Here is a 24,645-nt window from a genome sequence, read left to right on the forward strand (position 1 = left end):
GAGCATGGCTAACTTCTTTATTCAGCGCCCAATCTTCGCGTGGGTGCTGGCCATTATCCTGATGCTGGCGGGCGGGCTTGCGATCCTCAAGCTGCCGGTGGCGCAGTATCCCACCATTGCGCCACCTGCCGTGGCTATCTCGGCGACCTATCCCGGCGCGGATGCCCAGACGGTGCAGGATACGGTGACCCAGGTTATCGAGCAGAACATGAATGGTATCGATAACCTTATGTACATGTCCTCCACCAGCGATTCAGCGGGCAGCGTCACCCTTACCCTGACCTTCCAGTCGGGCACCGACCCGGATATTGCTCAGGTACAGGTGCAGAACAAGCTGCAGCTGGCCATGCCGTTACTGCCGCAGGAAGTGCAGCAGCAAGGGATAAGCGTGGAGAAGTCGAGCAGCAGCTTCCTGCTGGTGGCCGGTTTTGTCTCGGACAATAAGAACCTGAGCCAGGACGATATCTCGGACTATGTCGCCTCTAACGTCAAGGATGCTATCAGCCGCACCTCCGGGGTGGGCGATGTGCAACTGTTTGGCGCCCAGTATGCGATGCGTATCTGGCTGGATGCGAATAAGCTGAACGCCTATCAGTTGACGCCGCTGGACGTGATTAACCAGTTAAAAACGCAGAACAACCAGATTGCCGCCGGTCAGCTCGGCGGAACACCGTCGGTGCCGGGCCAGCAGCTCAACGCCTCCATCATCGCCCAGACGCGCCTGAAAACCGCAGAGGAGTTCGGCAACATCACCCTGAAGGTCAATCAGGACGGGTCGATGGTGCATCTGAAAGATGTCGCCCGCATTGCGCCAGGCGGTGAAAACTACAACATGGTGACCAAAATCAATGGTCAGGCGGCGACCGGGCTCGGTATTAAGCTCGCTACCGGTGCCAACGCGCTGGATACCGCCGCGGCGATCAAAAGCAAACTGGCGCAGCTGCAAGCCTTCTTCCCGCAGGGGCTGAAGGTGGTCTACCCCTATGACACCACGCCGTTCGTGAAGATCTCCATTCATGAAGTGGTCAAGACGCTGTTCGAAGCCATCATTCTCGTCTTCCTCGTGATGTACCTGTTCCTGCAAAACCTGCGGGCCACGCTCATCCCGACCATTGCCGTACCGGTGGTTCTGCTAGGCACCTTCGCGGTGCTGGCGGCGTTTGGCTTCTCGATAAACACCCTGACCATGTTTGGTATGGTGCTGGCAATAGGCTTGCTGGTGGATGATGCCATCGTAGTGGTGGAGAACGTCGAGCGCGTGATGGTGGAGGAGAAGCTTCCGCCAAAAGAGGCGACACAAAAATCGATGTCGCAAATTCAGGGGGCGCTGGTCGGCATCGCCATGGTGCTCTCAGCGGTATTTATCCCGATGGCCTTTTTCGGCGGCTCCACCGGGGCGATTTATCGCCAGTTCTCTCTGACCATTGTTTCGGCGATGGCGCTCTCGGTGCTGGTGGCGCTGATCCTGACCCCTGCTCTGTGTGCCACCCTGCTAAAGGCCCCCAGCGAGCATCATGCGAACAAAGGCGGCTTCTTCGGCTGGTTTAATGCCCTGTTCGACAGAAGCGTGGCCCATTACAGCAACAGCGTCAGCCATATCCTGCGTAAGACGGGCGGCTACCTGGTGGTCTACATCCTTATAGTGGGCGGAATGGCGGTACTGTTCCTGCGTCTGCCTACGTCGTTCCTGCCGGAAGAGGATCAGGGCGTGTTTATGACGATGGTGCAGCTCCCGGCGGGCGCGACGCAAAGCCGCACCCAGAAGGTGCTGGATCAGGTTGAGCACTACTACCTCAACAATGAGAAGGCCAACGTAGAATCGGTATTTACCGTTAACGGCTTCAGCTTCAGCGGCCAGGGGCAAAACGCCGGGGTAGCGTTTATCAGCCTGAAGCCCTGGGAGGAGCGCCCGGGTGCGGAAAACAGCGTTGGGGCCATCGTCAGCCGGGCAACACGGGCCTTTAGTCAGATCAAAGACGGGCTGGTCTTCCCGTTCAACCTGCCCGCCATTATCGAACTCGGCACCGCAACGGGCTTCGATTTTGAACTGATTGACCAGGCCAACCTGGGACATAACCAGCTGACGCAGGCGCGAAACCAGCTGCTGGGCATGATTAAAGAGCACGCCGATATGCTGGTGCGTGTGCGACCCAATGGGCTGGAAGATACCCCGCAGTTCAAGCTGGATATCGATCAGGAAAAAGCGCAGGCGCTGGGCGTGAGCGTATCGGATATCAACCAGACCATCTCCACCGCGCTGGGGGGAACCTATGTCAATGACTACATCGACCGTGGCCGGGTGAAGAAAGTCTATGTCCAGGCGGATGCCCACTTCAGGATGCTGCCGGAGGATATTAACCGTCTCTATGTCCGCAGCGCCAACGGTGAAATGGTGCCGCTCTCCGCGTTCAGCCAGTCGCACTGGATCTACGGCTCACCGCGCCTGGAGCGCTATAACGGCAGCCCTTCCATGGAGATCCTCGGGGAAGCCGCTCCCGGCAAGAGTACCGGTGAAGCCATGGTGCTAATGGAAAAACTGGCGGCGAAACTGCCAACCGGCATCGGTTACGACTGGACAGGTATGTCTTATCAGGAACGGCTCTCCGGCAACCAGGCGCCTGCCCTGTATGCCATCTCGCTGGTGGTGGTGTTCCTCTGCCTGGCGGCGCTGTATGAGAGCTGGTCGATTCCTTTCTCGGTGATGCTGGTGGTGCCATTAGGGGTGGTTGGCGCCCTGCTGGCCGCTTCCCTGCGTGGGCTGAATAATGATGTTTACTTCCAGGTGGGGCTGCTTACCACCATTGGTCTGTCGGCCAAGAACGCCATCCTGATTGTCGAATTTGCTAAGGATCTGATGGAGAAAGAGGGGAAAGGGATTATTGAAGCCACGCTGGAGGCATCACGCATGCGTCTTCGTCCTATCCTTATGACCTCACTGGCATTTATCCTTGGCGTGTTGCCGCTGGTCATCAGTCACGGAGCGGGCAGCGGCGCGCAAAACGCCGTGGGTACCGGCGTGATGGGCGGTATGCTTTCAGCTACCCTGCTGGCAATCTTCTTTGTGCCGGTCTTCTTTGTGGTAGTACGGCGACGCTTTACGCGTCATCGTGAACAGTAATGGGTAAAGGCGCTTCGGCGCCTTTTCTTATGATAATAAACAGAGAGTTAGCCTTACTATTTATTTACCTTATTGATTAGCGGTCCAATAAATTGTTTACTCACGATTTCAGCACCTGACTGTTTACTCTGTCGCTCTCCTCAATCTCTCCATTATTGCCCGGCAAGAATGACCGTTTCTCCATATTTTTTACAATCCAAATAATTTGAGATTATTGACGTTTCATGGCGAATTTGAAGCGGTGGTAAAATAGCCTCCAGCTTTGCAGAAGTCGTTACTGGTTATATCGCAAAGTTAGATTTCATTTTGAGGTAACACCATGAAAAGATTCATTTCGGTTGCACTCCTTGCCACGTTGCTTGCGGGCTGTGCACATGACTCACCGTGCGTACCGGTATACGACGATCAGGGCAGACTGGTTCACACCAATACCTGTATGAAAGGCACCACGCAGGATAACTGGGAAACTGCGGGGGCAATCGCAGGTGGCGCAGCGGCTTTAGCTGGCCTGACACTGGGTATCATTGCCGTGTCCAGGTAATCCAGAAAGCGCGGATCCGTCCGCGCTTTTGCTTTTTCATTGCAGATGAACAAATAAGCCTGAATGGGCCCACATCTTATTTTCTTTCTATTTTCCCGCTATTAACCCTCCGTTTTATTTCTTCCTTTACCCATCCATATTTTGCTCTGATTTGTGGCGCAGATTGTAATTTCGCACCATTTCAGGGCGATCGATTTAATTATCACTGCCTACATCCTGCTTCACGCGTTGTGTAATCCCTTATGACGTTAAAAGCAAAAGCTGGCATTACGTTTGCTTTATTAACGTCGGCCACAGCCACAGACAGGTTAAAGCGTTTATAAACGCCTCACTATAACGATAATTTTTCGCTACACAGGATGCATTATGAAAAAGATGATGATGGCCAGCCTCGCCGCTGCAGGTGTGCTCATTGCAATGACCGGCCAGGCTCAGGCGGGTGCCACTCTGGATGCAGTTAAACAAAAAGGGTTTGTGCAATGCGGGATCAGTGACGGTCTGCCGGGTTTCTCTTACGCCGACGCCAACGGTAAGTTCTCCGGTATTGATGTCGACGTGTGCCGTGGCGTTGCCGCTGCGGTATTTGGCGACGACACCAAAGTGAAATATACCCCGCTGACGGCGAAAGAGCGCTTTACTGCCCTGCAATCCGGCGAAGTGGATATGCTTTCGCGTAATACCACCTGGACCTCATCCCGTGATGCCGGGATGGGAATGACCTTTACCGGTGTCACCTATTACGACGGCATTGGTTTCCTGACGCACAATAAAGCGGGTCTCAAAAGTGCGAAGGAGCTGGATGGTGCCACCGTCTGTATTCAGGCGGGTACGGATACTGAACTGAATGTCGCCGACTATTTCAAAGCCAACAACATGAAATATACGCCAGTGACCTTTGACCGCTCTGACGAATCCGCCAAAGCGCTGGAGTCCGGCCGCTGCGATACCCTGGCCTCGGATCAGTCTCAGCTCTATGCGCTGCGGATCAAGCTGAGCAATCCGGCGGAATGGATCGTCCTGCCAGAAGTGATCTCCAAAGAGCCGCTGGGGCCGGTCGTCCGTCGCGGGGATGATGAATGGAACGCTGTTGTTCGCTGGACGCTGTTCGCCATGCTCAACGCGGAAGAGATGGGGGTCAACTCAAAGAACGTCGATGAGAAGGCGGCTAATCCGGCCACGCCTGATATGGCCCATCTGCTGGGCAAGGAAGGTGATTACGGCAAGGATCTGAAGCTGGATAATAAATGGGCGTACAACATCATTAAAAAGGTGGGTAACTACGCTGAGATCTTCGAGCGTAACGTTGGATCTGAGAGCGCGCTGAAGATCAGCCGTGGGCAGAACAACCTCTGGAACAATGGCGGCATTCAGTACGCGCCGCCAGTACGCTAAGCATCTTGCTGTAACGGGCACTGCCAGTGCAGTGCCCAGTCCAGAGTCATGGTTACCCGAGGTTTTATATGTTCCATCGCCGCTTAGCCCTGAAAGGAGCTTTCTCCTTTTCTAATCCTGCGGTTCGCGCCTGGCTGTTTCAGATTCTCGCTGTTCTCGCTGTCCTGGCCGTCGCGATCTACCTGTTCCACAACACTGTTACCAACCTCAGCACACGCGGCATTACGTCGGGCTTTGCCTTCCTTGACCGTAGTGCAGGGTTTGGCATTGTTCAGCACTTAATTGATTACGGTGAAGGCGATACCTATGGCCGCGTATTCCTTGTCGGCCTGATGAATACCCTGCTGGTTTCAGCCTTATGCATTCTGTTTGCTTCTCTGCTGGGCTTTTTCCTCGGACTCGCGCGTCTCTCGGATAACTGGCTGCTGCGTAAGCTCTCCACGTTTTATATCGAGACCTTCCGTAACATTCCCCCGCTGCTGCAGATCTTCTTCTGGTATTTCGCCGTCCTGCGCAATCTGCCTGGCCCCCGTCAGGCGGTGGATGCGTTCGATCTGGCCTTTTTAAGCAACCGCGGTCTCTATATCCCCGCGCCGCAGATTGCCGAAGGGATGCTGGCATTGCTGGCCGCGCTGGCGTGCGCCATCTTGGTTTCCATTGCGCTGTTTCGCTACAATCGCACGCATCAGATTAAAACCGGGCAGCTACGGCGCACCTGGCCCGTCACCCTGGCTTTAGCAGTGATCCTGCCGTGGCTGGCGCATACAATAGCTGGCCCGGCAATGCACTGGGATGTTCCGCAGCTAAAGGGGTTTAACTTCCGGGGTGGCATGGTATTGATCCCGGAGCTGGCCGCCCTGACGCTGGCGCTCTCCATCTATACCTCGGCCTTTATCGCAGAAATTATTCGCGCCGGTATTCAGGCCGTTCCCCATGGTCAGCATGAAGCTGCTCGCTCCCTTGGGCTCCCGAATCCCGTCACCCTGCGCCAGGTCATCATCCCCCAGTCCCTACGGGTGATCATCCCTCCGCTGACCAGCCAGTATCTCAACATCGTGAAAAACTCCTCTCTCGCGGCGGCGATCGGCTATCCCGATATGGTCTCGCTCTTTGCCGGCACCGTTCTTAACCAGACCGGCCAGGCAATAGAAACCATTGCCATTACGATGTCGGTCTACCTGATTATCAGCCTGACCATTTCACTGTTGATGAACATCTACAACCGTCGTATCGCGCTGGTTGAACGCTAAGGAACCATGATGACAAAAGCGGTCTTGTCTCACCCTGCGCGTCCGGCCACAACCGGCAACGGACGCATCATTAACTGGGCTCGTAAAAACCTGTTCTCCAGCTGGAGCAACAGTTTGCTCACCCTGTTCTGCTTCTGGCTGATGTGGGAACTTATCCCGCCGCTCATTAACTGGGCATTTTTGCAGGCTAACTGGATCGGTACCACCCGCGCCGATTGCACAAAAGAGGGAGCCTGCTGGGTCTTTATTCATCAGCGCTTCGGCCAGTTTATGTATGGGCTCTATCCCCACGATCAGCGCTGGCGCATCAACCTTGCGCTGGTTATTGGGCTGCTCTCTGTCGTTCCCATGTTCTGGAAGAAGTTACCCCAACGGGGACGATACATCGCCTGTTGGGCGGTGATTTATCCCCTGCTCGTCTGGGGGCTGTTGTATGGCGGCGTGCTGGGGCTGGATCGCGTTGAAACCCGCCAGTGGGGCGGTCTGACGCTGACGCTCATTATCGCCTCGGTAGGGATTGCCGGCGCATTGCCATTAGGGATTTTACTGGCGCTGGGTCGCCGCTCAACCATGCCGGTCGTGCGCGTCCTCTCGGTAATTTTTATTGAGTTCTGGCGCGGCGTTCCGCTTATCACCGTGCTCTTTATGTCTTCCGTGATGCTGCCGCTGTTTATGGCGGAAGGCACTACCATCGACAAGCTGATCCGCGCCCTGGTCGGCGTCATTCTGTTCCAGTCTGCTTATGTCGCTGAGGTCGTGCGCGGCGGATTGCAGGCGCTCCCCAAGGGCCAGTATGAAGCAGCCGAATCGCTGGCGCTGGGTTACTGGAAAACGCAGGGACTGGTGATCCTTCCCCAGGCGCTGAAGCTGGTGATCCCGGGTCTGGTGAACACCATCATTGCGCTGTTTAAGGACACCAGTCTGGTGATCATTATTGGATTATTTGATCTGTTCAGTAGCGTGCAGCAGGCTACCGTCGACCCGGCGTGGCTGGGCATGTCGACAGAAGGCTACGTTTTTGCAGCACTTATCTACTGGATTTTCTGTTTTAGCATGTCGCGCTACAGCCAGCATCTGGAAAAGCGCTTTAACACCGGGCGTACACCGCACTGAGGAACCTATGAGCCAGATAACTATGACCCCCGCTGACGCGATGATTACCCTGGATAATGTGAATAAGTGGTACGGGCAATTTCACGTTTTGAAAGACATTAACCTGAAGGTAAAGCAAGGCGAGCGCATCGTCCTTTGCGGGCCTTCAGGCTCGGGTAAATCAACAACGATCCGCTGTATCAACCATCTGGAAGAGCATCAGCAAGGCCGGATTGTGGTGGATGGTATCGAGCTGAATGACGACATCCGCAACGTTGAGCGTGTCCGTCAGGAGGTAGGCATGGTCTTCCAGCATTTCAATCTGTTCCCTCATCTGACCGTTCTGCAAAACTGCACCCTGGCGCCTGTCTGGGTCCGTAAGATGCCGAAAAAAGAAGCTGAGGCACTTGCCATGCACTATCTGGAGCGGGTACGCATTGCTGAACACGCCCATAAGTTTCCCGGGCAGATCTCGGGCGGGCAGCAGCAGCGCGTGGCCATTGCCCGCTCTCTGTGCATGAAACCTAAAATTATGCTGTTTGATGAGCCGACTTCAGCACTCGATCCCGAGATGGTGAAAGAGGTTCTGGATACGATGATAGGCCTGGCGGAATCGGGAATGACCATGCTCTGCGTCACGCACGAGATGGGCTTCGCCAGAACCGTTGCGGACCGGGTGATCTTTATGGATCGCGGAGAAATTGTTGAGCAGGCGCCGCCGGAAGAGTTCTTCTCTCACCCGAAATCAGAACGTACGCGCGCGTTTTTGTCGCAGGTTATCCACTAATGTTGATTGGCCCGGCGGCGCTGTACGCGTCGGGCCCTGTTTTTTTATGGTGCAGAAATGCAAAAAGGCCATCCTTTCGGATGGCCTTTTCACTTAATTGATGTCTGGCAGTTCCCTACTCTCGCATGGGGAGACCCCACACTACCATCGGCGCTACGGCGTTTCACTTCTGAGTTCGGCATGGGGTCAGGTGGGACCACCGCGCTACAGCCGCCAGACAAATTCTTTTACTTCTTGCCGAACTTTAACCTAAGTATAAAGTGGTGCTGATACCCAGAGTCGAACTGGGGACCTCACCCTTACCAAGGGTGCGCTCTACCAACTGAGCCATATCAGCACGCTAAATTTGATGCCTGGCAGTTCCCTACTCTCGCATGGGGAGACCCCACACTACCATCGGCGCTACGGCGTTTCACTTCTGAGTTCGGCATGGGGTCAGGTGGGACCACCGCGCTACAGCCGCCAGGCAAATTCTTGGTGCTCTGTACGCAATACTTTATCGCATCAGCCGCGTTGGCCGCGCTCGTAAAGTCAGTCACATACTTCAGTATGCTCCTTCCTTTCCTTCGCTTGCCGCCCTGCTGCTGCGCAAACTATTGTGTACTTAACTCTGAATCAATGCTGAAAATTTTCTCAAATCCACCGAAACAGCTTCGGCGTTGTAAGGTTAAGCCTCACGGTTCATTAGTACCGGTTAGCTCAACGCATCGCTGCGCTTACACACCCGGCCTATCAACGTCGTCGTCTTCAACGTTCCTTCAGGACCCTCAAAGGGTCAGGGAGAACTCATCTCGGGGCAAGTTTCGTGCTTAGATGCTTTCAGCACTTATCTCTTCCGCATTTAGCTACCGGGCAGTGCCATTGGCATGACAACCCGAACACCAGTGATGCGTCCACTCCGGTCCTCTCGTACTAGGAGCAGCCCCCCTCAATTCTCCAGCGCCCACGGCAGATAGGGACCGAACTGTCTCACGACGTTCTAAACCCAGCTCGCGTACCACTTTAAATGGCGAACAGCCATACCCTTGGGACCTACTTCAGCCCCAGGATGTGATGAGCCGACATCGAGGTGCCAAACACCGCCGTCGATATGAACTCTTGGGCGGTATCAGCCTGTTATCCCCGGAGTACCTTTTATCCGTTGAGCGATGGCCCTTCCATACAGAACCACCGGATCACTATGACCTGCTTTCGCACCTGCTCGAGCCGTCACTCTCGCAGTCAAGCCAGCTTATGCCATTGCACTAACCTCCTGATGTCCGACCAGGATTAGCTGACCTTCGTGCTCCTCCGTTACTCTTTAGGAGGAGACCGCCCCAGTCAAACTACCCACCAGACACTGTCCGCAACCCGGATTACGGGTCTACGTTAGAACACCAGCCATTAAAGGGTGGTATTTCAAGGACGGCTCCACGCAGACTGGCGTCCACGCTTCAAAGCCTCCCACCTATCCTACACATCAAGGACCAGTGTTCAGTGTCAAGCTATAGTAAAGGTTCACGGGGTCTTTCCGTCTTGCCGCGGGTACACTGCATCTTCACAGCGATTTCAATTTCACTGAGTCTCGGGTGGAGACAGCCTGGCCATCATTACGCCATTCGTGCAGGTCGGAACTTACCCGACAAGGAATTTCGCTACCTTAGGACCGTTATAGTTACGGCCGCCGTTTACCGGGGCTTCGATCAAGAGCTTCGCGTTGCCGCTAACCCCATCAATTAACCTTCCGGCACCGGGCAGGCGTCACACCGTATACGTCCACTTTCGTGTTTGCACAGTGCTGTGTTTTTAATAAACAGTTGCAGCCAGCTGGTATCTTCGACTGATTTCAGCTCCACCCGCAGGGGCTTCACCTACATATCAGCGTGCCTTCTCCCGAAGTTACGGCACCATTTTGCCTAGTTCCTTCACCCGAGTTCTCTCAAGCGCCTTGGTATTCTCTACCTGACCACCTGTGTCGGTTTGGGGTACGATTTGGTGTTACCTGATGCTTAGAGGCTTTTCCTGGAAGCAGGGCATTTGTTGCTTCAGCACCGTAGTGCCTCGTCATCACACCTCAGCGTTAAAAAGGTACCGGATTTACCTGGAACCTCCGCCTACATGCTTAAACCGGGACAACCGTCGCCCGGCCAACATAGCCTTCTCCGTCCCCCCTTCGCAGTAACACCGAGTACAGGAATATTAACCTGTTTCCCATCGACTACGCCTTTCGGCCTCGCCTTAGGGGTCGACTCACCCTGCCCCGATTAACGTTGGACAGGAACCCTTGGTCTTCCGGCGAGCGGGCTTTTCACCCGCTTTATCGTTACTTATGTCAGCATTCGCACTTCTGATACCTCCAGCATGCCTCACAGCACACCTTCGCAGGCTTACAGAACGCTCCCCTACCCAACAACACATAAGTGTCGCTGCCGCAGCTTCGGTGCATGGTTTAGCCCCGTTACATCTTCCGCGCAGGCCGACTCGACCAGTGAGCTATTACGCTTTCTTTAAATGATGGCTGCTTCTAAGCCAACATCCTGGCTGTCTGTGCCTTCCCACATCGTTTCCCACTTAACCATGACTTTGGGACCTTAGCTGGCGGTCTGGGTTGTTTCCCTCTTCACGACGGACGTTAGCACCCGCCGTGTGTCTCCCGTGATAACATTCCCCGGTATTCGCAGTTTGCATCGGGTTGGTAAGCCGGGATGGCCCCCTAGCCGAAACAGTGCTCTACCCCCGAGGATGAGTTCACGAGGCGCTACCTAAATAGCTTTCGGGGAGAACCAGCTATCTCCCGGTTTGATTGGCCTTTCACCCCCAGCCACAGGTCATCCGCTAATTTTTCAACATTAGTCGGTTCGGTCCTCCAGTTAGTGTTACCCAACCTTCAACCTGCCCATGGCTAGATCACCGGGTTTCGGGTCTATACCCTGCAACTTAACGCCCAGTTAAGACTCGGTTTCCCTTCGGCTCCCCTATACGGTTAACCTTGCTACAGAATATAAGTCGCTGACCCATTATACAAAAGGTACGCAGTCACACCCGAAGGTGCTCCCACTGCTTGTACGTACACGGTTTCAGGTTCTTTTTCACTCCCCTCGCCGGGGTTCTTTTCGCCTTTCCCTCACGGTACTGGTTCACTATCGGTCAGTCAGGAGTATTTAGCCTTGGAGGATGGTCCCCCCATATTCAGACAGGATACCACGTGTCCCGCCCTACTCTTCGAGTTCACAGCAAGTGTGCTTTCGTGTACGGGAGTATCACCCTGTACCCTGCGACTTTCCAGACGCTTCCACTAACACACAAGCTGATTCAGACTCCGGGCTGCTCCCCGTTCGCTCGCCGCTACTGGGGGAATCTCGGTTGATTTCTTTTCCTCGGGGTACTTAGATGTTTCAGTTCCCCCGGTTCGCCTCGTTAGCCTATGTATTCAGCTAACGATAGTGTGACGAATCACACTGGGTTTCCCCATTCGGACATCGCCGGGTCAAGGGTTCATATCACCTCGCCGGCGCTTTTCGCAGATTAGCACGTCCTTCATCGCCTCTGACTGCCAGGGCATCCACCGTGTACGCTTAGTCGCTTAACCTCACAACCCGAAGCTGTTTCACTTCGTGTTGTGAAAATTTGAGAGACTCGAACACACCTTTATCTGTTCTTATTACGGAGAACAGACACAGTGTGTCGTTTCAATTTTCAGCTTGATCCAGATTTTTAAAGAGCAAAACTTCGCAGCGCACCTTCGCAGGTACACTCTGAAGTTTTCAGGTTTTCGCAGTAAAGATGGTGGAGCTATGCGGGATCGAACCGCAGACCTCCTGCGTGCAAGGCAGGCGCTCTCCCAGCTGAGCTATAGCCCCATCGTGGTATCTCTGTACCGCCAATTTTTTCTGAGGCAAGGCGTGGTAACACGAAGCATACTGAAGTATGTGAGTGTCGCCGCAACGCAGCATCAGTAAAAATTTGGTAGGCCTGAGTGGACTTGAACCACCGACCTCACCCTTATCAGGGGTGCGCTCTAACCACCTGAGCTACAAGCCTGCAGAGATTTTTTACTGCTAATTTTCATCAGACAATCTGTGTGAGCACTGCAAAGGCAGGTTCTTTAAGGTAAGGAGGTGATCCAACCGCAGGTTCCCCTACGGTTACCTTGTTACGACTTCACCCCAGTCATGAATCACAAAGTGGTAAGCGCCCTCCCGAAGGTTAAGCTACCTACTTCTTTTGCAACCCACTCCCATGGTGTGACGGGCGGTGTGTACAAGGCCCGGGAACGTATTCACCGTAGCATTCTGATCTACGATTACTAGCGATTCCGACTTCATGGAGTCGAGTTGCAGACTCCAATCCGGACTACGACGCACTTTATGAGGTCCGCTTGCTCTCGCGAGGTCGCTTCTCTTTGTATGCGCCATTGTAGCACGTGTGTAGCCCTACTCGTAAGGGCCATGATGACTTGACGTCATCCCCACCTTCCTCCAGTTTATCACTGGCAGTCTCCTTTGAGTTCCCGGCCTAGCCGCTGGCAACAAAGGATAAGGGTTGCGCTCGTTGCGGGACTTAACCCAACATTTCACAACACGAGCTGACGACAGCCATGCAGCACCTGTCTCAGAGTTCCCGAAGGCACCAAGCCATCTCTGGCAAGTTCTCTGGATGTCAAGAGTAGGTAAGGTTCTTCGCGTTGCATCGAATTAAACCACATGCTCCACCGCTTGTGCGGGCCCCCGTCAATTCATTTGAGTTTTAACCTTGCGGCCGTACTCCCCAGGCGGTCGACTTAACGCGTTAGCTCCGGAAGCCACGCCTCAAGGGCACAACCTCCAAGTCGACATCGTTTACGGCGTGGACTACCAGGGTATCTAATCCTGTTTGCTCCCCACGCTTTCGCACCTGAGCGTCAGTCTTTGTCCAGGGGGCCGCCTTCGCCACCGGTATTCCTCCAGATCTCTACGCATTTCACCGCTACACCTGGAATTCTACCCCCCTCTACAAGACTCAAGCCTGCCAGTTTCAAATGCAGTTCCCAGGTTGAGCCCGGGGATTTCACATCTGACTTAACAGACCGCCTGCGTGCGCTTTACGCCCAGTAATTCCGATTAACGCTTGCACCCTCCGTATTACCGCGGCTGCTGGCACGGAGTTAGCCGGTGCTTCTTCTGCGAGTAACGTCAATCACTGTGGTTATTAACCACAATGCCTTCCTCCTCGCTGAAAGTACTTTACAACCCGAAGGCCTTCTTCATACACGCGGCATGGCTGCATCAGGCTTGCGCCCATTGTGCAATATTCCCCACTGCTGCCTCCCGTAGGAGTCTGGACCGTGTCTCAGTTCCAGTGTGGCTGGTCATCCTCTCAGACCAGCTAGGGATCGTCGCCTAGGTGAGCCATTACCCCACCTACTAGCTAATCCCATCTGGGCACATCCGATGGCAAGAGGCCCGAAGGTCCCCCTCTTTGGTCTTGCGACGTTATGCGGTATTAGCTACCGTTTCCAGTAGTTATCCCCCTCCATCAGGCAGTTTCCCAGACATTACTCACCCGTCCGCCACTCGTCACCCGAGAGCAAGCTCTCTGTGCTACCGTTCGACTTGCATGTGTTAGGCCTGCCGCCAGCGTTCAATCTGAGCCATGATCAAACTCTTCAATTTAAGTTTGATGCTCGTGAATTAAACTTCGTAATGAATTACGTGTTCACTCAGAGACTTGGTATTCATTTTTCGTCCGAGGACGTTAAGAATCCATGTCACTTTGAGTGCCCACACAGATTGTCTGATAAATTGTTAAAGAGCAGTGCAACGCGGCTTTCGCTCACCGTTGCGAGGTGGCGTATATTACGCTTTCCTCTTTCAGAGTCAAGCGATTATTTTCGCTTTTCTCCTCAACCGGCCCGGCTGTCTGTGTGAAGTGATTCACATCCGCCGTGTCGATGGAGGCGCATTATAGGGATCCCAGTTTTTAGCACAAGCATTTTTTCGATCTTTTCTTCTGACTGTTCTTTTTTCGTTCTTTCCGCTGAAATCCCATCCGATATGCTCAAATAATGACGTAACTGGCCCTTGATCAAGCTACGTATTAGGATCAAAGTCATCAAAAGAATGCACATCACTCGAGGTTGATATGTCTGCAGTACTCCGTCCCTATAAAGATCTTTTCCCAAAACAAGGCGATCGCGTCATGATCGACAGCAGTAGCGTGGTCATTGGCGATGTCCGGCTGGGTGATGATGTCAGTATCTGGCCGCTGGTTGCTATTCGTGGAGATGTGAATTACGTCGCCATTGGCGCCCGTACTAATATTCAGGATGGCAGCGTGCTGCATGTGACCCATAAATCTTCTTATAACCCTGAAGGTAATCCCCTGATCGTTGGTGAAGAGGTCACTGTCGGTCATAAAGTGATGTTGCACGGCTGCACGATCGGCAATCGCGTTCTGGTCGGCATGGGATCGATTTTGCTGGATGGTGTGGTAGTAGAAGATGACGTAATGATTGGTGCTGGCAGCCTGGTTCCGCAAAATAAGCGGCTCGAGAGCGGCTTTCTCTATTTAGGAAGTCCGGTAAAACAGATCCGCCCCCTGACGGAAGCGGAAATAGAAGGGTTAAAGTACTCAGCCAATAACTACGTTAAATGGAAGAATGATTATCTGGATCAGGAAAGCCAGAACCACCCTTGATCGTCCTCGTCCCCCTTGCGGATCGCATCGCTGGCTTCTTCTTCCAGATCCCAGCGATGTTCACGAAACATCTCAATTGGCAGGCCATCGCCAAAACGACGCGCCAGCGTTCTTCCTTCAATGGCACACATCATTTGCATGCCATTTACCAGCGCGGGAAAACAGACTGCCTGTTTGTCTTCATCCCAGCTTTCTCGATCCGGGAACTGGATCGCCTGGTTCATGCCGATAGCTCCAGTTTGAGTTTTTCAATGACCGGCTCCACTTCCGGCAGCACGCCGTGCCAGAGCATCACCGCATGCGCGGCCTGCCCCACCAGCATCCCCAATCCATCAGCCACACGTTTTGCGCCTTGCCGTTCACACCAGCTCAGAAAAGGCGTTTTGCCTTTCTGATAGAACATGTCATAGCAATTAACCTGTCCATTGATCAATGACGCCGGAATGGCGGGAACGTCGCCACCAATGCCGCTTGAGGTCGCATTAACGATCAGATCAAACTCATGGCCGTGTAACGCGTCCAGGGCGACCGCATCAATACTGCCAGTGTGGGCAAACAGAGCGGCCAACTCTTCTGCCCGGGAGTAAGTACGATTCGTAATGGTTACTGCGCAATCCAGGGAGAGCAGAGGTAAAATCACACCTCGCGCCGCGCCGCCCGCGCCAATCAAAAGGATACGCGCGCCAGGTTTGATAAATGACAGACGTTCCAGATCGCTCAGCAGGCCAATGCCATCAGTGTTGTCTCCCAGAATTCGGCCATCTTCAAGCCGCTTGAGCGTATTCACAGCTCCCGCAAGAGAGGCGCGCTCTGTTAACTCATCGGCACGCCCGAATGCCTCTTCTTTAAAAGGTACTGTGACATTCGCCCCTTTTCCGCCACCAGCAAAAAAAGCCTCCAGCGTCGTCACAAAGGCATCAATGGGTGCAAGCACTCGGCCATAAGGGTGATCGATATGCAACTGCTGGGCGAACTGTTGGTGAATAAACGGCGATTTGCTATGCGCAACTGGATTACCAAAAACGGCGTACGCTTCCATCTGATTACCCCTGGCGAAAAAGTTCGCCGGTCAAAGCATCACGAATTTCTGACGGGTTCAGGCGACCACCGGTTTCACCGATGACCACCGGGAACTCACTACCAAACTGCGCTGACACCTCTTCTGCAGTGCGGCAAGGAGGCAATCCCGTCAGATTGGCGCTGGTAGAGACCAGCGGTTTACCAAAGCGATTACATAGCTCGATGACTAATGGATGGTCCGTCACGCGAACAGCAAGGGAGTCAAAACGCCCCGTCAGCCATCGAGGCGTTGTCGGCAGCGCCGGAAACACAAACGTTACCGGCCCAGGCCAGGAGGAGAAAATGGTTTCACGCTGCGCTGACGTCAACATGGAATCATCTATATAAGGTTTAAGCTGTTCAAAACTGGCGGCGATAAGAATCAGCCCTTTTTCTACCGGGCGCTGTTTAAGCGTTAAGAGACGTGTTACGGCTACTTCGCTGTCGGGATCGCATCCCACCCCAAAAACCGCTTCTGTTGGATAGGCGATGACTTCTTCATTTTTCAGCACATCCACTGCATGCGCAACGGAGCCTGACTGCAGGTTATTCTTCACTTTTTTATTCCGCCGAAACCGGCTTTCCACATTGTTTACTGGCGCAGAAGCGCTTCATACCTTGCGCCGTTTTTTTCTCGATAAGTAGCGGGTAATGGCACTCAGGGCAGCTGCCCGCCACCGGTTTGAAATTGGTAACAAACTGACATTCAGGATAGCGATCGCAGGAGTGGAATGTCTTACCATAGCGTGAACGGCGTTGCACGAGATGCCCGCTGCCGCATTGCGGGCAGGCTACGGCTGTTTCATCAGGTTTATCGATTTGTTCGGTGTGATGACATTCGGGATAGCGACTACAGCCGATAAACATGCCAAAACGCCCCTGGCGCAGCGCCAGATCGCCGCCGCATTGCGGGCAGGCTTGTCCCTCCAGAATCTTAACAATATGCCCGTCCGCCTGATTTTTCAGGGGACGGACATAATCACATTCTGGATAGTGTGAACAACCGAGAAACGGCCCGTGTTTACCGGACCGGATAACAAGTTCTGCCCCACACTGCGGGCAGGACTCATGTTTACGCACCGTAAATAGTGCTGATTTGGCCATAACAACTCTTGGTGCTGCAAAATGAATTAATGCAGCATACCTTCATTCACTTCAAAGAGTAATTCTTCCATTTGCTGATAGGCATTTTCACACCCTGGAATATTGAACAGAACCATCAGGATGACCCACTTCAGGTCCTCCAGCTCAAATTCTGCGGTATCCAGCGCCATGACGCGCTCTATCACCATTTCTCGTGTTTCGAGGTTCAGCACCTGAATCTGCTCAAGGAATAAGATAAATCCCCGGCAACTGGCATCCAGCCTTTCACACTCTTCAGCCGTATAGATGCGTACAGACAGTGGATCGGAAACTAACTGCATCGGTTCGGCAAGGCCTTCCTGATAATCAGCCAGTTTTTCCAGCCATATTAACGCGTTGTAGATATCTTCCCGTTCGAAACCTGCATCGGTGAGATCGCGTGTGAGTTTGTCCTGATCCACGCGTGCTTCAGCTTCGTTATGGATGTAAGTCTCAAACAAATACATGAGTACGTCGAACATGGCTTGCCCTCCTTAATCGGACATAGCCGCCGGGTACAGCTGCGATCCATCCTGCTAACTCCAGTTCGAGTAGCTGTGCTACGGTTACTGGCACAGGTTGGCCGGCACGTTCAGCGACAACGTCAACAGGTGTTACCTCATCTCCTACGTTAGCCAGGAGCTCAGGAAATGGCAATGCTACCTGGTCCTGATCTGAAGAATAAAGCCAATTTTTGGGATCCTCTGGCAGCCAGTTCAGTCCGTTTTGCAACGTTTCCAGAATATCTTCTGCCGTTGTCACGGGAGTCGCCCCTTGCTTTATTAACCAGTGAGGACCTTCACTCCCCGGGTTGCCAATGGCTCCCGGTAATGCAAAGACCTCACGCCCCTGCTCAAGGGCGCATTTGGCGGTAACGAGAGAACCGCTTCTTATCATCGCTTCGATTACGAACACCCCCAGGCTGAGGCCGCTAATGATGCGGTTACGTCGCGGGAAATTACCCTGCCAGGGAGGCGTCGCGAGTGAAAACTCAGAGATCACTGCACCGCCGCTTTCAACAAGACGCATGGCCAGCGACGAATGGCGGCGGGGATAGACATCCGCCAGACCGTTACCCAGCACCGCGACGCTTTTGCCTTTAACGTTGAGCGCAGCGCGATGCGCTATACCATCGATGCCGCAGGCCAGTCCGCTGGTAATCGTCAGTCCCGCCTGGGCTAGCTGCTCACAAAGCACTTTTCCCCAACGCTCTCCATACCAGGAGTGAGAACGGCTGCCGACCACGGCAAGTTGCAGACTCGACAGCACGGAGGGCTCCCCCTTAACAAACAAAGCCCCAGGGTAATCGGCAATAGCGCGAAGCTGCCCTGGATAGAGGGCATTATCCGCACATATCAGATAATGGTCCTGTCCGGCCAGCCAGGCCATACTGCGGTCGAGTTCCCGCGGTGAAAACGATAAAAACTTCTCCTTTTGCCTGTGGGTGAGCCCCCTTTCCACCAGCAGAGCACCATCAATATGGGATTCGCGCTGCAGCTGCTGCGCTATCGCCACCATCTTGTCGCCGTACAACTCTCCGGTGCTTATCAGGCGTAGCCAAATCTCTGTGGATGTCATCCTTTCCCCTGCCAGAAGCCGCTATAGCAATCTTTGCGATTGGTCACTGATGCTGTCAATCAGAGGGGGTTTTGTCTAGAATAGAGGTTATATTCTTATCAACTCCTGAATACGACTCTGGAAATATATGGCAGTTTTGCAAGTGTTACATATTCCGGACGAGCGCCTTCGCAAAGTCGCCGAGCCGGTTAAAGAAGTGAATGCAGAAACTCAACGTATCATTGATGATATGTTCGATACGATGTACGCCGAAGAAGGCATCGGTCTCGCGGCGACTCAGGTGGATATTCACCAGCGCATCATTGTGATCGACGTTTCTGAGAACCGCGACGGGCGCCTGGTATTAATCAATCCGGAGCTTCTGGAAAAAAGCGGTGAAACCGGTATCGAAGAAGGCTGCCTCTCTATCCCTGAGCAGCGAGCACTGGTACCACGTGCAGAAAAAGTCAAAATCCGCGCGCTTGATCGCGACGGTAAGCCGTTCGAACTGGAAGCGGATGATCTGCTGGCCATCTGCATTCAGCATGAGATGGATCATCTGGTCGGTAAACTGTTTATCGATTATCTCTCTCCACTGAAGCAGCAGCGTATTCGTCAGAAAGTAGAGAAACTGGATCGCATGCGCGCTCGCGCTTAATGTGACCCCGGATACAAGGAATAACGTGTCTACATCACTACGTATCATCTTTGCAGGAACACCTGACTTTGCAGCGCGTCATCTCGACGCGCTGTTGTCGTCTGGCCATAAGGTTGTGGGCGTGTTTACTCAGCCCGATCGTCCGGCAGGCCGGGGTAAAAAATTGATGCCGAGCCCGGTAAAAGTCCTGGCTGAAGAGCACGGTTTACCGGTCTTTCAGCCTGCTTCGTTACGGCCGCAGGAAAATCAGCAGCTGGTTGCTCAGTTAAATGCAGATGTCATGGTGGTTGTGGCGTATGGCCTCATCCTGCCGAAAGCGGTGCTTGATATGCCGCGTCTGGGCTGCATTAATGTTCACGGTTCACTTCTCCCACGCTGGCGTGGCGCAGCGCCGATCCAGCGTTCATTGTGGGCTGGCGATGCCGATACTGGCGTGACGATTATGCAAATGGACGTAGGGCTGGATACTGGCGACATGCTGTATAAGCTCTCTTGTCCTATTACCGCCGAAGATACCAGTGCCACCCTGTATGACAAACTGGCAGAGCTTGGGCCAAAAGGGCTGATTGATACACTGCAACAGCTTGCAGAGAATCGGGCTCAACCAGAAGTTCAGGACGAAGCATTAGTGACCCATGCTGAAAAGCTCAGCAAAGAAGAGGCCCGCCTCGACTGGACTCTCCCTGCTGCTCAGCTTGAACGCTGTATTCGGGCTTTCAATCCATGGCCAATGAGTTGGCTTGAGATAGACGGACAGCCGGTGAAGGTATGGAAGGCCTCTGTGATTGATGGCCAAACTCACGCTGCCCCTGGAACAATCATTGCAGCCAGTAAACAGGGTATTCAGGTCGCGACAGTTGAAGGGATCCTTAATCTGGAATCCTTACAACCAGCAGGTAAAAAAGCCATGAGCGCGCAGGACCTTCTTAACTCCCGCCGTGAATGGTTTACCCCTGGCAACAGTCTCGCCTGAGATCATTTCAAATTAAGGCCCGGTGTTTCCGGGCATTTTTATTTTTGCGGTTATGAAAAAACAAAATTTACGCAGCCTGGCAGCACAGGCGATTGAGCAAGTGGTCGAGCAGGGTCAGTCCCTGAGCAATGTCCTGCCACCGTTACAGCAAAAGGTTTCCGATAAAGATAAGTCGCTGCTTCAGGAGTTGTGCTTTGGTGTTCTGCGCACGTTACCCCAGATGGAGTGGCTGATCGGAAAACTTATGGCGCGCCCGATGGCGGGCAAGCAACGCGTCATTCACTACCTGATCATGGTCGGCTTCTATCAGCTGCTGCATACCCGTATTCCACCTCATGCCGCACTGGCAGAGACCGTAGAAGGCGCAGTTGCGGTAAAACGCCCGCAGCTGAAAGGATTGATCAACGGCGTGTTGCGACAGTTCCAGCGCCAGCAAGATGAATTGCTGGCTGAGTTCGCCCGCACGGAAAAACGTTTCCTGCATCCTGACTGGTTATTAAAGCGATTGCAAAAAGCCTATCCTGAGCAGTGGGAAGCGCTAATTAATGCCAATAACCAGCGTCCACCTATGTGGCTACGCGTTAACCGCAATCACCACACCCGGGACGCCTGGCTGGCGCTACTGGAAGAGGCCGGAATGACCGGGTTCCCTCATCCTGAATACAGCGATGCAGTGCGTCTGGCGGCCCCTGCACCGGTACATGCTCTGCCTGGCTTTGAACAGGGCTGGGTTACCGTTCAGGACGCTTCAGCCCAGGGTTGCATGACCTGGCTTGAGCCGCAGAATGGCGAGCGGATCCTCGATCTTTGCGCCGCGCCAGGCGGTAAAACGACACATATTCTGGAGGTCGCTCCGCAGGCTAACGTGATGGCTGTCGACGTTGACGAACAGCGTCTTTCTCGTGTCTACGATAATCTCAAACGTCTGGGTATGAAGGCGGAAGTTAAGCAGGGTGACGGGCGTACCCCTGGGCAGTGGTGCGGGGATGAGCAGTTCGATCGCATTTTACTGGATGCCCCTTGCTCAGCGACCGGCGTTATCCGCCGCCATCCGGATATCAAATGGTTGCGCCGCGATCGGGATATCAACGAACTGGCACAGTTGCAGTCAGAGATCCTCGACGCTATCTGGCCGCATCTGAAAACAGGCGGGACGCTGGTTTATGCCACCTGTTCTGTTCTGCCGGAAGAGAATAGCCAGCAGATCGCCGCGTTCCTGAAGCGCACACCTGATGCCCGCCTGCATCTGACCGGCACACCAGAACTGCCCGGCAAGCAAAACCTGCCAGGGGCAGAAGAAGGCGACGGTTTCTTTTACGCTAAGCTAATCAAAGAGTGATGTTGATAACGGGTCACAAGATATGAAGATAATCATTCTGGGCGCGGGGCAGGTAGGCGGTACGCTGGCAGAAAACCTGGTCGGTGAGAATAACGACATCACTATCGTTGATACCAATGGCGATCGTCTGCGCGGCCTGCAGGATAAATTCGATCTGCGCGTGGTTCAGGGGCATGGCTCTCACCCACGAGTGTTGCGTGAAGCCGGAGCGGATGACGCAGATATGCTGGTTGCTGTCACCAGTTCTGATGAAACGAATATGGTGGCCTGTCAGGTGGCCTATTCGTTATTTAATACCCCAAACCGAATCGCGCGTATACGTTCGCCGGATTACGTTCGTGATGCCGATAAGTTGTTTCAGTCCGATGCGGTCCCAATCGACCACTTAATCGCGCCGGAACAGCTGGTTATCGACAGTATTTACCGCCTGATTGAATACCCGGGCGCACTGCAGGTAGTCAACTTCGCAGAGGGCAAGGTCAGTCTTGCGGTAGTAAAAGCCTACTATGGCGGCCCGCTGATCGGTAACGCACTCTCTACGATGCGCGAACATATGCCGCACATCGATACGCGCGTCGCCGCGATTTTCCGTCATGACCGCCCTATTCGTCCCCAAGGCTCTACCATTGTCGAAGCTGGTGACGAGGTCTTCTTTATCGCCGCGTCACAGCACATCCGTGCGGTAATGAGCGAGCTTCAGCGACTGGAAAAACCCTATAAGCGCATCATGCTGGTCGGGGGCGGTAATATCGGCGCTGGCCTGGCCCGGCAGCTGGAAAAAGACTACAGCGTAAAATTGATCGAACGGGATCAACAGCGCGCCGCTGAACTGGCAGAAAAACTGCAAAATACGATCGTTTTCTATGGCGATGCGTCGGATCAGGAGCTGCTTGCCGAAGAGCATATCGATCAGGTTGATCTTTTCATTGCTGTTACCAACGACGACGAAGCCAACATCATGTCAGCGATGCTGGCAAAACGGATGGGTGCGAAGAAGGTCATGGTGCTTATCCAGCGCAAAGCCTATGTCGATCTGGTGCAGGGAAGCGTTATCGATATTGCGATTTCGCCGCAACAGGCCACTATCTCTGCCCTGCTGAGTCACGTGCGAAAAGCGGATATCGTTGGCGTTTCTTCCCTCCGTCGTGGAGTGGCAGAAGCTATCGAAGCCGTGGCGCATGGCGACGAAAGCACGTCCCGTGTGGTTGGGCGTACCATCGATGAGATTAAACTCCCGCCGGGCACTATCATTGGTGCAGTGGTGCGGGGTAACGATGTCATGATCGCTAATGACAATCTACGCATTGAGCAGGGCGATCACGTTATTATGTTCCTGACAGACAAAAAGTTTATTACCGACGTCGAGCGCTTATTCCAGCCAAGTCCTTTCTTCCTCTGACGCTTGCAAAGGTGCTGTTTTCAGCACCTTTTCTTTTTAACCCAATAATATGTAAGGGTTATATTTCTGTGACGTATGTCTCTCTTCAATGGCAATCCGCTAATGATTTGTTAGACTTGTATTTGTCAGCTGGCACAAGGAGAACAAAATGAGTTTTATTAAAGAATTTCGCGAATTTGCGATGCGCGGAAACGTAGTGGATTTGGCTGTGGGTGTGATTATTGGTGCGGCGTTTGGCAAGATCGTTTCATCACTGGTTGCGGATATCATCATGCCACCACTGGGCCTTTTAATTGGCGGAATAGATTTCAAGCAATTCGCCATAACGCTGCGGGAAGCTCAAGGTGATGTCCCTGCGGTGGTAATGCACTATGGCGTGTTTATTCAAAACGTATTTGATTTCATGATTGTTGCTTTCGCCATCTTTATGGCCATTAAGCTCATCAACAAATTAAACCGTAAGAAAAAAGAAGAACCGGCTGCGCCGCCAGCCCCATCGAAAGAAGAAGTGCTGCTTACTGAAATTCGTGACTTACTGAAAGCGCAGAACAACCGCACTTTGTAAGCCACTCAAAGCAAGAAGGCCAGTGGTAAGAAAGCGATTCGCTTGCTTGCTACTGGCCTCCCAGTTACCCCGTTTTGCATGTTTAGTTTTGCGCAGATAACTTCCTTTCCCTTTCTTGTTCTTCTCGATTCGCTGTCTGAATAAAGGATCATGCAGTAACGCCTCAATGGCATTGTCGTTGATCTGACCTTTCTTGTGTTGATAATGGCTCATACTTTCTCCAGTGTTCAAAATATCGACGCGAGTTTAGAAGGTGCTGACAATAAAATCAACATCCGCGAGACTCGCCATTCGCCCCTTGTTCAAGGGTTTCCAGAATAGAACAGTAAACGCTGCTATGTGCAGTACCGCAACAGGCATCGTTCAACCGCTGTAAAGAGAGCCGCATGGTTTGAAGCTCTTCGATGCGCGCCTCGACTTCACTCAATCTCGCCTGCACAATACTTTTTGATTCCTGGCAGGTGTGATGCTCGGGATCGATACGGATCGACAGTAGCTCGCGGATCGATTCCAGAGTAAACCCCAGCTGTCGCGCATGACGAATAAACTTAAGGCGCTGAAGATCCCGGTCGGTATAAAGCGGGAAGCCCCCTTCAGTGCGTATCTCATGTTCCATCATCTGCTGCTTTTCGTAATAACGAATAGTATCAGGGGTAACCTCAGCCAGCTTAGCAAGCTCACCAATACGATACATCGCTACTCCTCCTTCATTTTTTGCATTAGACGTTCAGCATAATCCCCGCGCAGAAACTCCGTACTCGCTCCCACCTGGCGCAGCTTTAGTTCCAGAAGGGCGAGACGGCGGGCGTAATCCGCATGCGCTGCAGTTCCCTCTTTGACTGTGGTAAGCAAGTGAGACAGTTCGATCGCCTCTTTACGCTGTTCAAGTTCAGGAGGGAGGCAACCCGCGTTTTTCAACATGCGGTAGGCCGCTCGCAGCTCTGGGGGAACATGTGAATCATCATCCAGTTTCAGCGGCTGGCCACTGCCGGGCAGGTCATCGAATTCACCCTGGCGCTGGGCATCCAGGATATGTCGTTCTGCCCATTGGTCCAATAACCACATAGCAAAACTCCAGAGAGTAGGAAAAGAATAAGAGTAGTGTAGAAAATGGGGATTCAGCGGATATAAAAAAACCC

21 protein-coding genes, 3 tRNA genes and 4 rRNA genes are annotated in these 24,645 nt (G+C 53.3%); 12 read left to right on the top strand and 16 right to left on the bottom strand.

The genetic code is table 11. The annotated features are described in order from the left end of the window. The first annotated feature begins 4 nt into the window (after positions 1–4). From C2U54_RS02425 to C2U54_RS02450, 6 genes are all read left to right on the top strand, one after another. Complete coding sequence (locus tag C2U54_RS02425) at positions 5–3,118, top strand: efflux RND transporter permease subunit (RefSeq protein ID WP_103177247.1); 3,114 nt, start codon at positions 5–7, stop codon at positions 3,116–3,118. 319 nt (positions 3,119–3,437) lie between these two features. Then, positions 3,438–3,659, top strand: coding sequence for a lipoprotein (locus tag C2U54_RS02430; RefSeq protein ID WP_103177248.1), 222 nt, complete (start codon positions 3,438–3,440; stop codon positions 3,657–3,659). A 366-nt stretch (positions 3,660–4,025) separates the two neighbouring features. Beyond that, the gene (locus tag C2U54_RS02435) at positions 4,026–5,051 is read left to right on the top strand and encodes an amino acid ABC transporter substrate-binding protein (RefSeq protein ID WP_103177249.1); all 1,026 of its coding nucleotides are present in this window, start codon (positions 4,026–4,028) and stop codon (positions 5,049–5,051) included. 68 nt (positions 5,052–5,119) lie between these two features. Further along, positions 5,120–6,301: an amino acid ABC transporter permease gene (locus C2U54_RS02440; RefSeq protein ID WP_103177250.1), complete on the top strand. Its 1,182-nt coding sequence runs from the start codon at positions 5,120–5,122 to the stop codon at positions 6,299–6,301. Positions 6,302–6,310: 9 nt separating this feature from the next. Beyond that, positions 6,311–7,414, top strand: coding sequence for an amino acid ABC transporter permease (locus tag C2U54_RS02445; RefSeq protein WP_103177251.1), 1,104 nt, complete (start codon positions 6,311–6,313; stop codon positions 7,412–7,414). A 7-nt stretch (positions 7,415–7,421) separates the two neighbouring features. Beyond that, complete coding sequence (locus tag C2U54_RS02450; RefSeq protein WP_103177252.1) at positions 7,422–8,180, top strand: amino acid ABC transporter ATP-binding protein; 759 nt, start codon at positions 7,422–7,424, stop codon at positions 8,178–8,180. A gap of 102 nt (positions 8,181–8,282) precedes the next feature. Here C2U54_RS02450 and rrf (C2U54_RS02455) read toward each other — a convergent pair. The 7 genes from rrf (C2U54_RS02455) to C2U54_RS02485 all read right to left on the bottom strand — a co-directional run bounded on the left by rrf (C2U54_RS02455) (position 8,283) and on the right by C2U54_RS02485 (position 13,810). After that, a 5S ribosomal RNA gene (gene rrf / locus C2U54_RS02455) occupies positions 8,283–8,398 on the bottom strand. A 43-nt stretch (positions 8,399–8,441) separates the two neighbouring features. Continuing rightward, positions 8,442–8,517, bottom strand: a tRNA-Thr gene (locus C2U54_RS02460). A 14-nt stretch (positions 8,518–8,531) separates the two neighbouring features. Continuing rightward, a 5S ribosomal RNA gene (gene rrf, locus C2U54_RS02465) occupies positions 8,532–8,647 on the bottom strand. Positions 8,648–8,843: 196 nt separating this feature from the next. Beyond that, a 23S ribosomal RNA gene (locus tag C2U54_RS02470) occupies positions 8,844–11,748 on the bottom strand. A gap of 195 nt (positions 11,749–11,943) precedes the next feature. Next, a tRNA-Ala gene (locus tag C2U54_RS02475) sits at positions 11,944–12,019 on the bottom strand. 104 nt (positions 12,020–12,123) lie between these two features. Continuing rightward, positions 12,124–12,200 (bottom strand) — tRNA-Ile (locus C2U54_RS02480). Between the two features lie 70 nt (positions 12,201–12,270). Continuing rightward, a 16S ribosomal RNA gene (locus tag C2U54_RS02485) occupies positions 12,271–13,810 on the bottom strand. The 16S, 23S and 5S rRNA genes sit together here with 3 tRNA genes alongside, the layout of an rRNA operon. A gap of 469 nt (positions 13,811–14,279) precedes the next feature. On the opposite strand from C2U54_RS02485, the gene C2U54_RS02495 reads away from it, so the two are divergent. Beyond that, positions 14,280–14,834, top strand: a complete 555-nt coding sequence (locus C2U54_RS02495) for a gamma carbonic anhydrase family protein (protein WP_103177253.1) — start codon at positions 14,280–14,282, stop codon at positions 14,832–14,834. Here C2U54_RS02495 and C2U54_RS02500 read toward each other — a convergent pair. The 6 genes from C2U54_RS02500 to dprA are packed head-to-tail and all read right to left on the bottom strand — an operon-like array spanning position 14,810 to position 18,593. Further along, a complete protein-coding gene (locus C2U54_RS02500; RefSeq protein WP_103177254.1) occupies positions 14,810–15,058 on the bottom strand; it encodes a DUF1488 domain-containing protein in 249 nt (82 codons plus the stop codon). The genes C2U54_RS02495 and C2U54_RS02500 overlap by 25 nt on opposite strands. Next, on the bottom strand, positions 15,055–15,873 hold the full coding sequence (aroE, locus tag C2U54_RS02505; protein WP_103177255.1) for a shikimate dehydrogenase: 819 nt from the start codon (positions 15,871–15,873) through the stop codon (positions 15,055–15,057). Before aroE ends, C2U54_RS02500 begins: the two co-directional genes overlap by 4 nt. 4 nt (positions 15,874–15,877) lie before the next feature. Continuing rightward, entirely contained in the window at positions 15,878–16,450 is a 573-nt protein-coding gene (gene tsaC, locus C2U54_RS02510) for an L-threonylcarbamoyladenylate synthase type 1 TsaC (RefSeq protein WP_103177256.1), read from the bottom strand. Between the two features lie 4 nt (positions 16,451–16,454). Continuing rightward, positions 16,455–16,997: a DNA topoisomerase family protein gene (locus tag C2U54_RS02515; protein WP_103177257.1), complete on the bottom strand. Its 543-nt coding sequence runs from the start codon at positions 16,995–16,997 to the stop codon at positions 16,455–16,457. 26 nt (positions 16,998–17,023) lie between these two features. Beyond that, positions 17,024–17,497 carry a DUF494 family protein Smg gene (gene smg, locus C2U54_RS02520; protein ID WP_039032055.1) on the bottom strand — a complete coding sequence of 158 codons (474 nt, stop codon included), beginning with the start codon at positions 17,495–17,497 and terminating at the stop codon, positions 17,024–17,026. Then, positions 17,469–18,593: a DNA-protecting protein DprA gene (dprA, locus tag C2U54_RS02525; protein ID WP_103177258.1), complete on the bottom strand. Its 1,125-nt coding sequence runs from the start codon at positions 18,591–18,593 to the stop codon at positions 17,469–17,471. Before dprA ends, smg begins: the two co-directional genes overlap by 29 nt. 127 nt (positions 18,594–18,720) lie before the next feature. On the opposite strand from dprA, the gene def reads away from it, so the two are divergent. The 5 genes from def to mscL all read left to right on the top strand — a co-directional run bounded on the left by def (position 18,721) and on the right by mscL (position 23,506). Next, on the top strand, positions 18,721–19,230 hold the full coding sequence (gene def / locus C2U54_RS02530; RefSeq protein ID WP_039032057.1) for a peptide deformylase: 510 nt from the start codon (positions 18,721–18,723) through the stop codon (positions 19,228–19,230). A 25-nt stretch (positions 19,231–19,255) separates the two neighbouring features. Beyond that, on the top strand, positions 19,256–20,203 hold the full coding sequence (gene fmt, locus C2U54_RS02535; RefSeq protein WP_103177259.1) for a methionyl-tRNA formyltransferase: 948 nt from the start codon (positions 19,256–19,258) through the stop codon (positions 20,201–20,203). Positions 20,204–20,255: 52 nt separating this feature from the next. Further along, complete coding sequence (rsmB, locus tag C2U54_RS02540; RefSeq protein WP_103180997.1) at positions 20,256–21,542, top strand: 16S rRNA (cytosine(967)-C(5))-methyltransferase RsmB; 1,287 nt, start codon at positions 20,256–20,258, stop codon at positions 21,540–21,542. A gap of 22 nt (positions 21,543–21,564) precedes the next feature. Continuing rightward, on the top strand, positions 21,565–22,941 hold the full coding sequence (gene trkA / locus C2U54_RS02545) for a Trk system potassium transporter TrkA (protein WP_103177260.1): 1,377 nt from the start codon (positions 21,565–21,567) through the stop codon (positions 22,939–22,941). A 148-nt stretch (positions 22,942–23,089) separates the two neighbouring features. Next, a complete protein-coding gene (gene mscL, locus C2U54_RS02550) occupies positions 23,090–23,506 on the top strand; it encodes a large-conductance mechanosensitive channel protein MscL (RefSeq protein WP_103177261.1) in 417 nt (138 codons plus the stop codon). Here mscL and C2U54_RS02555 read toward each other — a convergent pair. Genes C2U54_RS02555 through C2U54_RS02565 form a run of 3 tightly spaced genes read right to left on the bottom strand, consistent with a single transcriptional unit; the run spans position 23,474 to position 24,571 of the window. Then, positions 23,474–23,719, bottom strand: a complete 246-nt coding sequence (locus C2U54_RS02555) for an alternative ribosome-rescue factor A (protein WP_103177262.1) — start codon at positions 23,717–23,719, stop codon at positions 23,474–23,476. The two genes, mscL and C2U54_RS02555, sit on opposite strands and share 33 nt — an antisense overlap. A gap of 55 nt (positions 23,720–23,774) precedes the next feature. Next, on the bottom strand, positions 23,775–24,200 hold the full coding sequence (gene zntR, locus C2U54_RS02560; protein WP_103177263.1) for a Zn(2+)-responsive transcriptional regulator: 426 nt from the start codon (positions 24,198–24,200) through the stop codon (positions 23,775–23,777). A 2-nt stretch (positions 24,201–24,202) separates the two neighbouring features. Then, the gene (locus C2U54_RS02565) at positions 24,203–24,571 is read right to left on the bottom strand and encodes a DUF1992 domain-containing protein (protein WP_103177264.1); all 369 of its coding nucleotides are present in this window, start codon (positions 24,569–24,571) and stop codon (positions 24,203–24,205) included. Positions 24,572–24,645 lie beyond the last annotated feature (74 nt).

It is taken from the genome of Leclercia sp. LSNIH1, from assembly GCF_002902985.1.
Taxonomy (GTDB): Bacteria; Pseudomonadota; Gammaproteobacteria; order Enterobacterales; family Enterobacteriaceae; genus Enterobacter.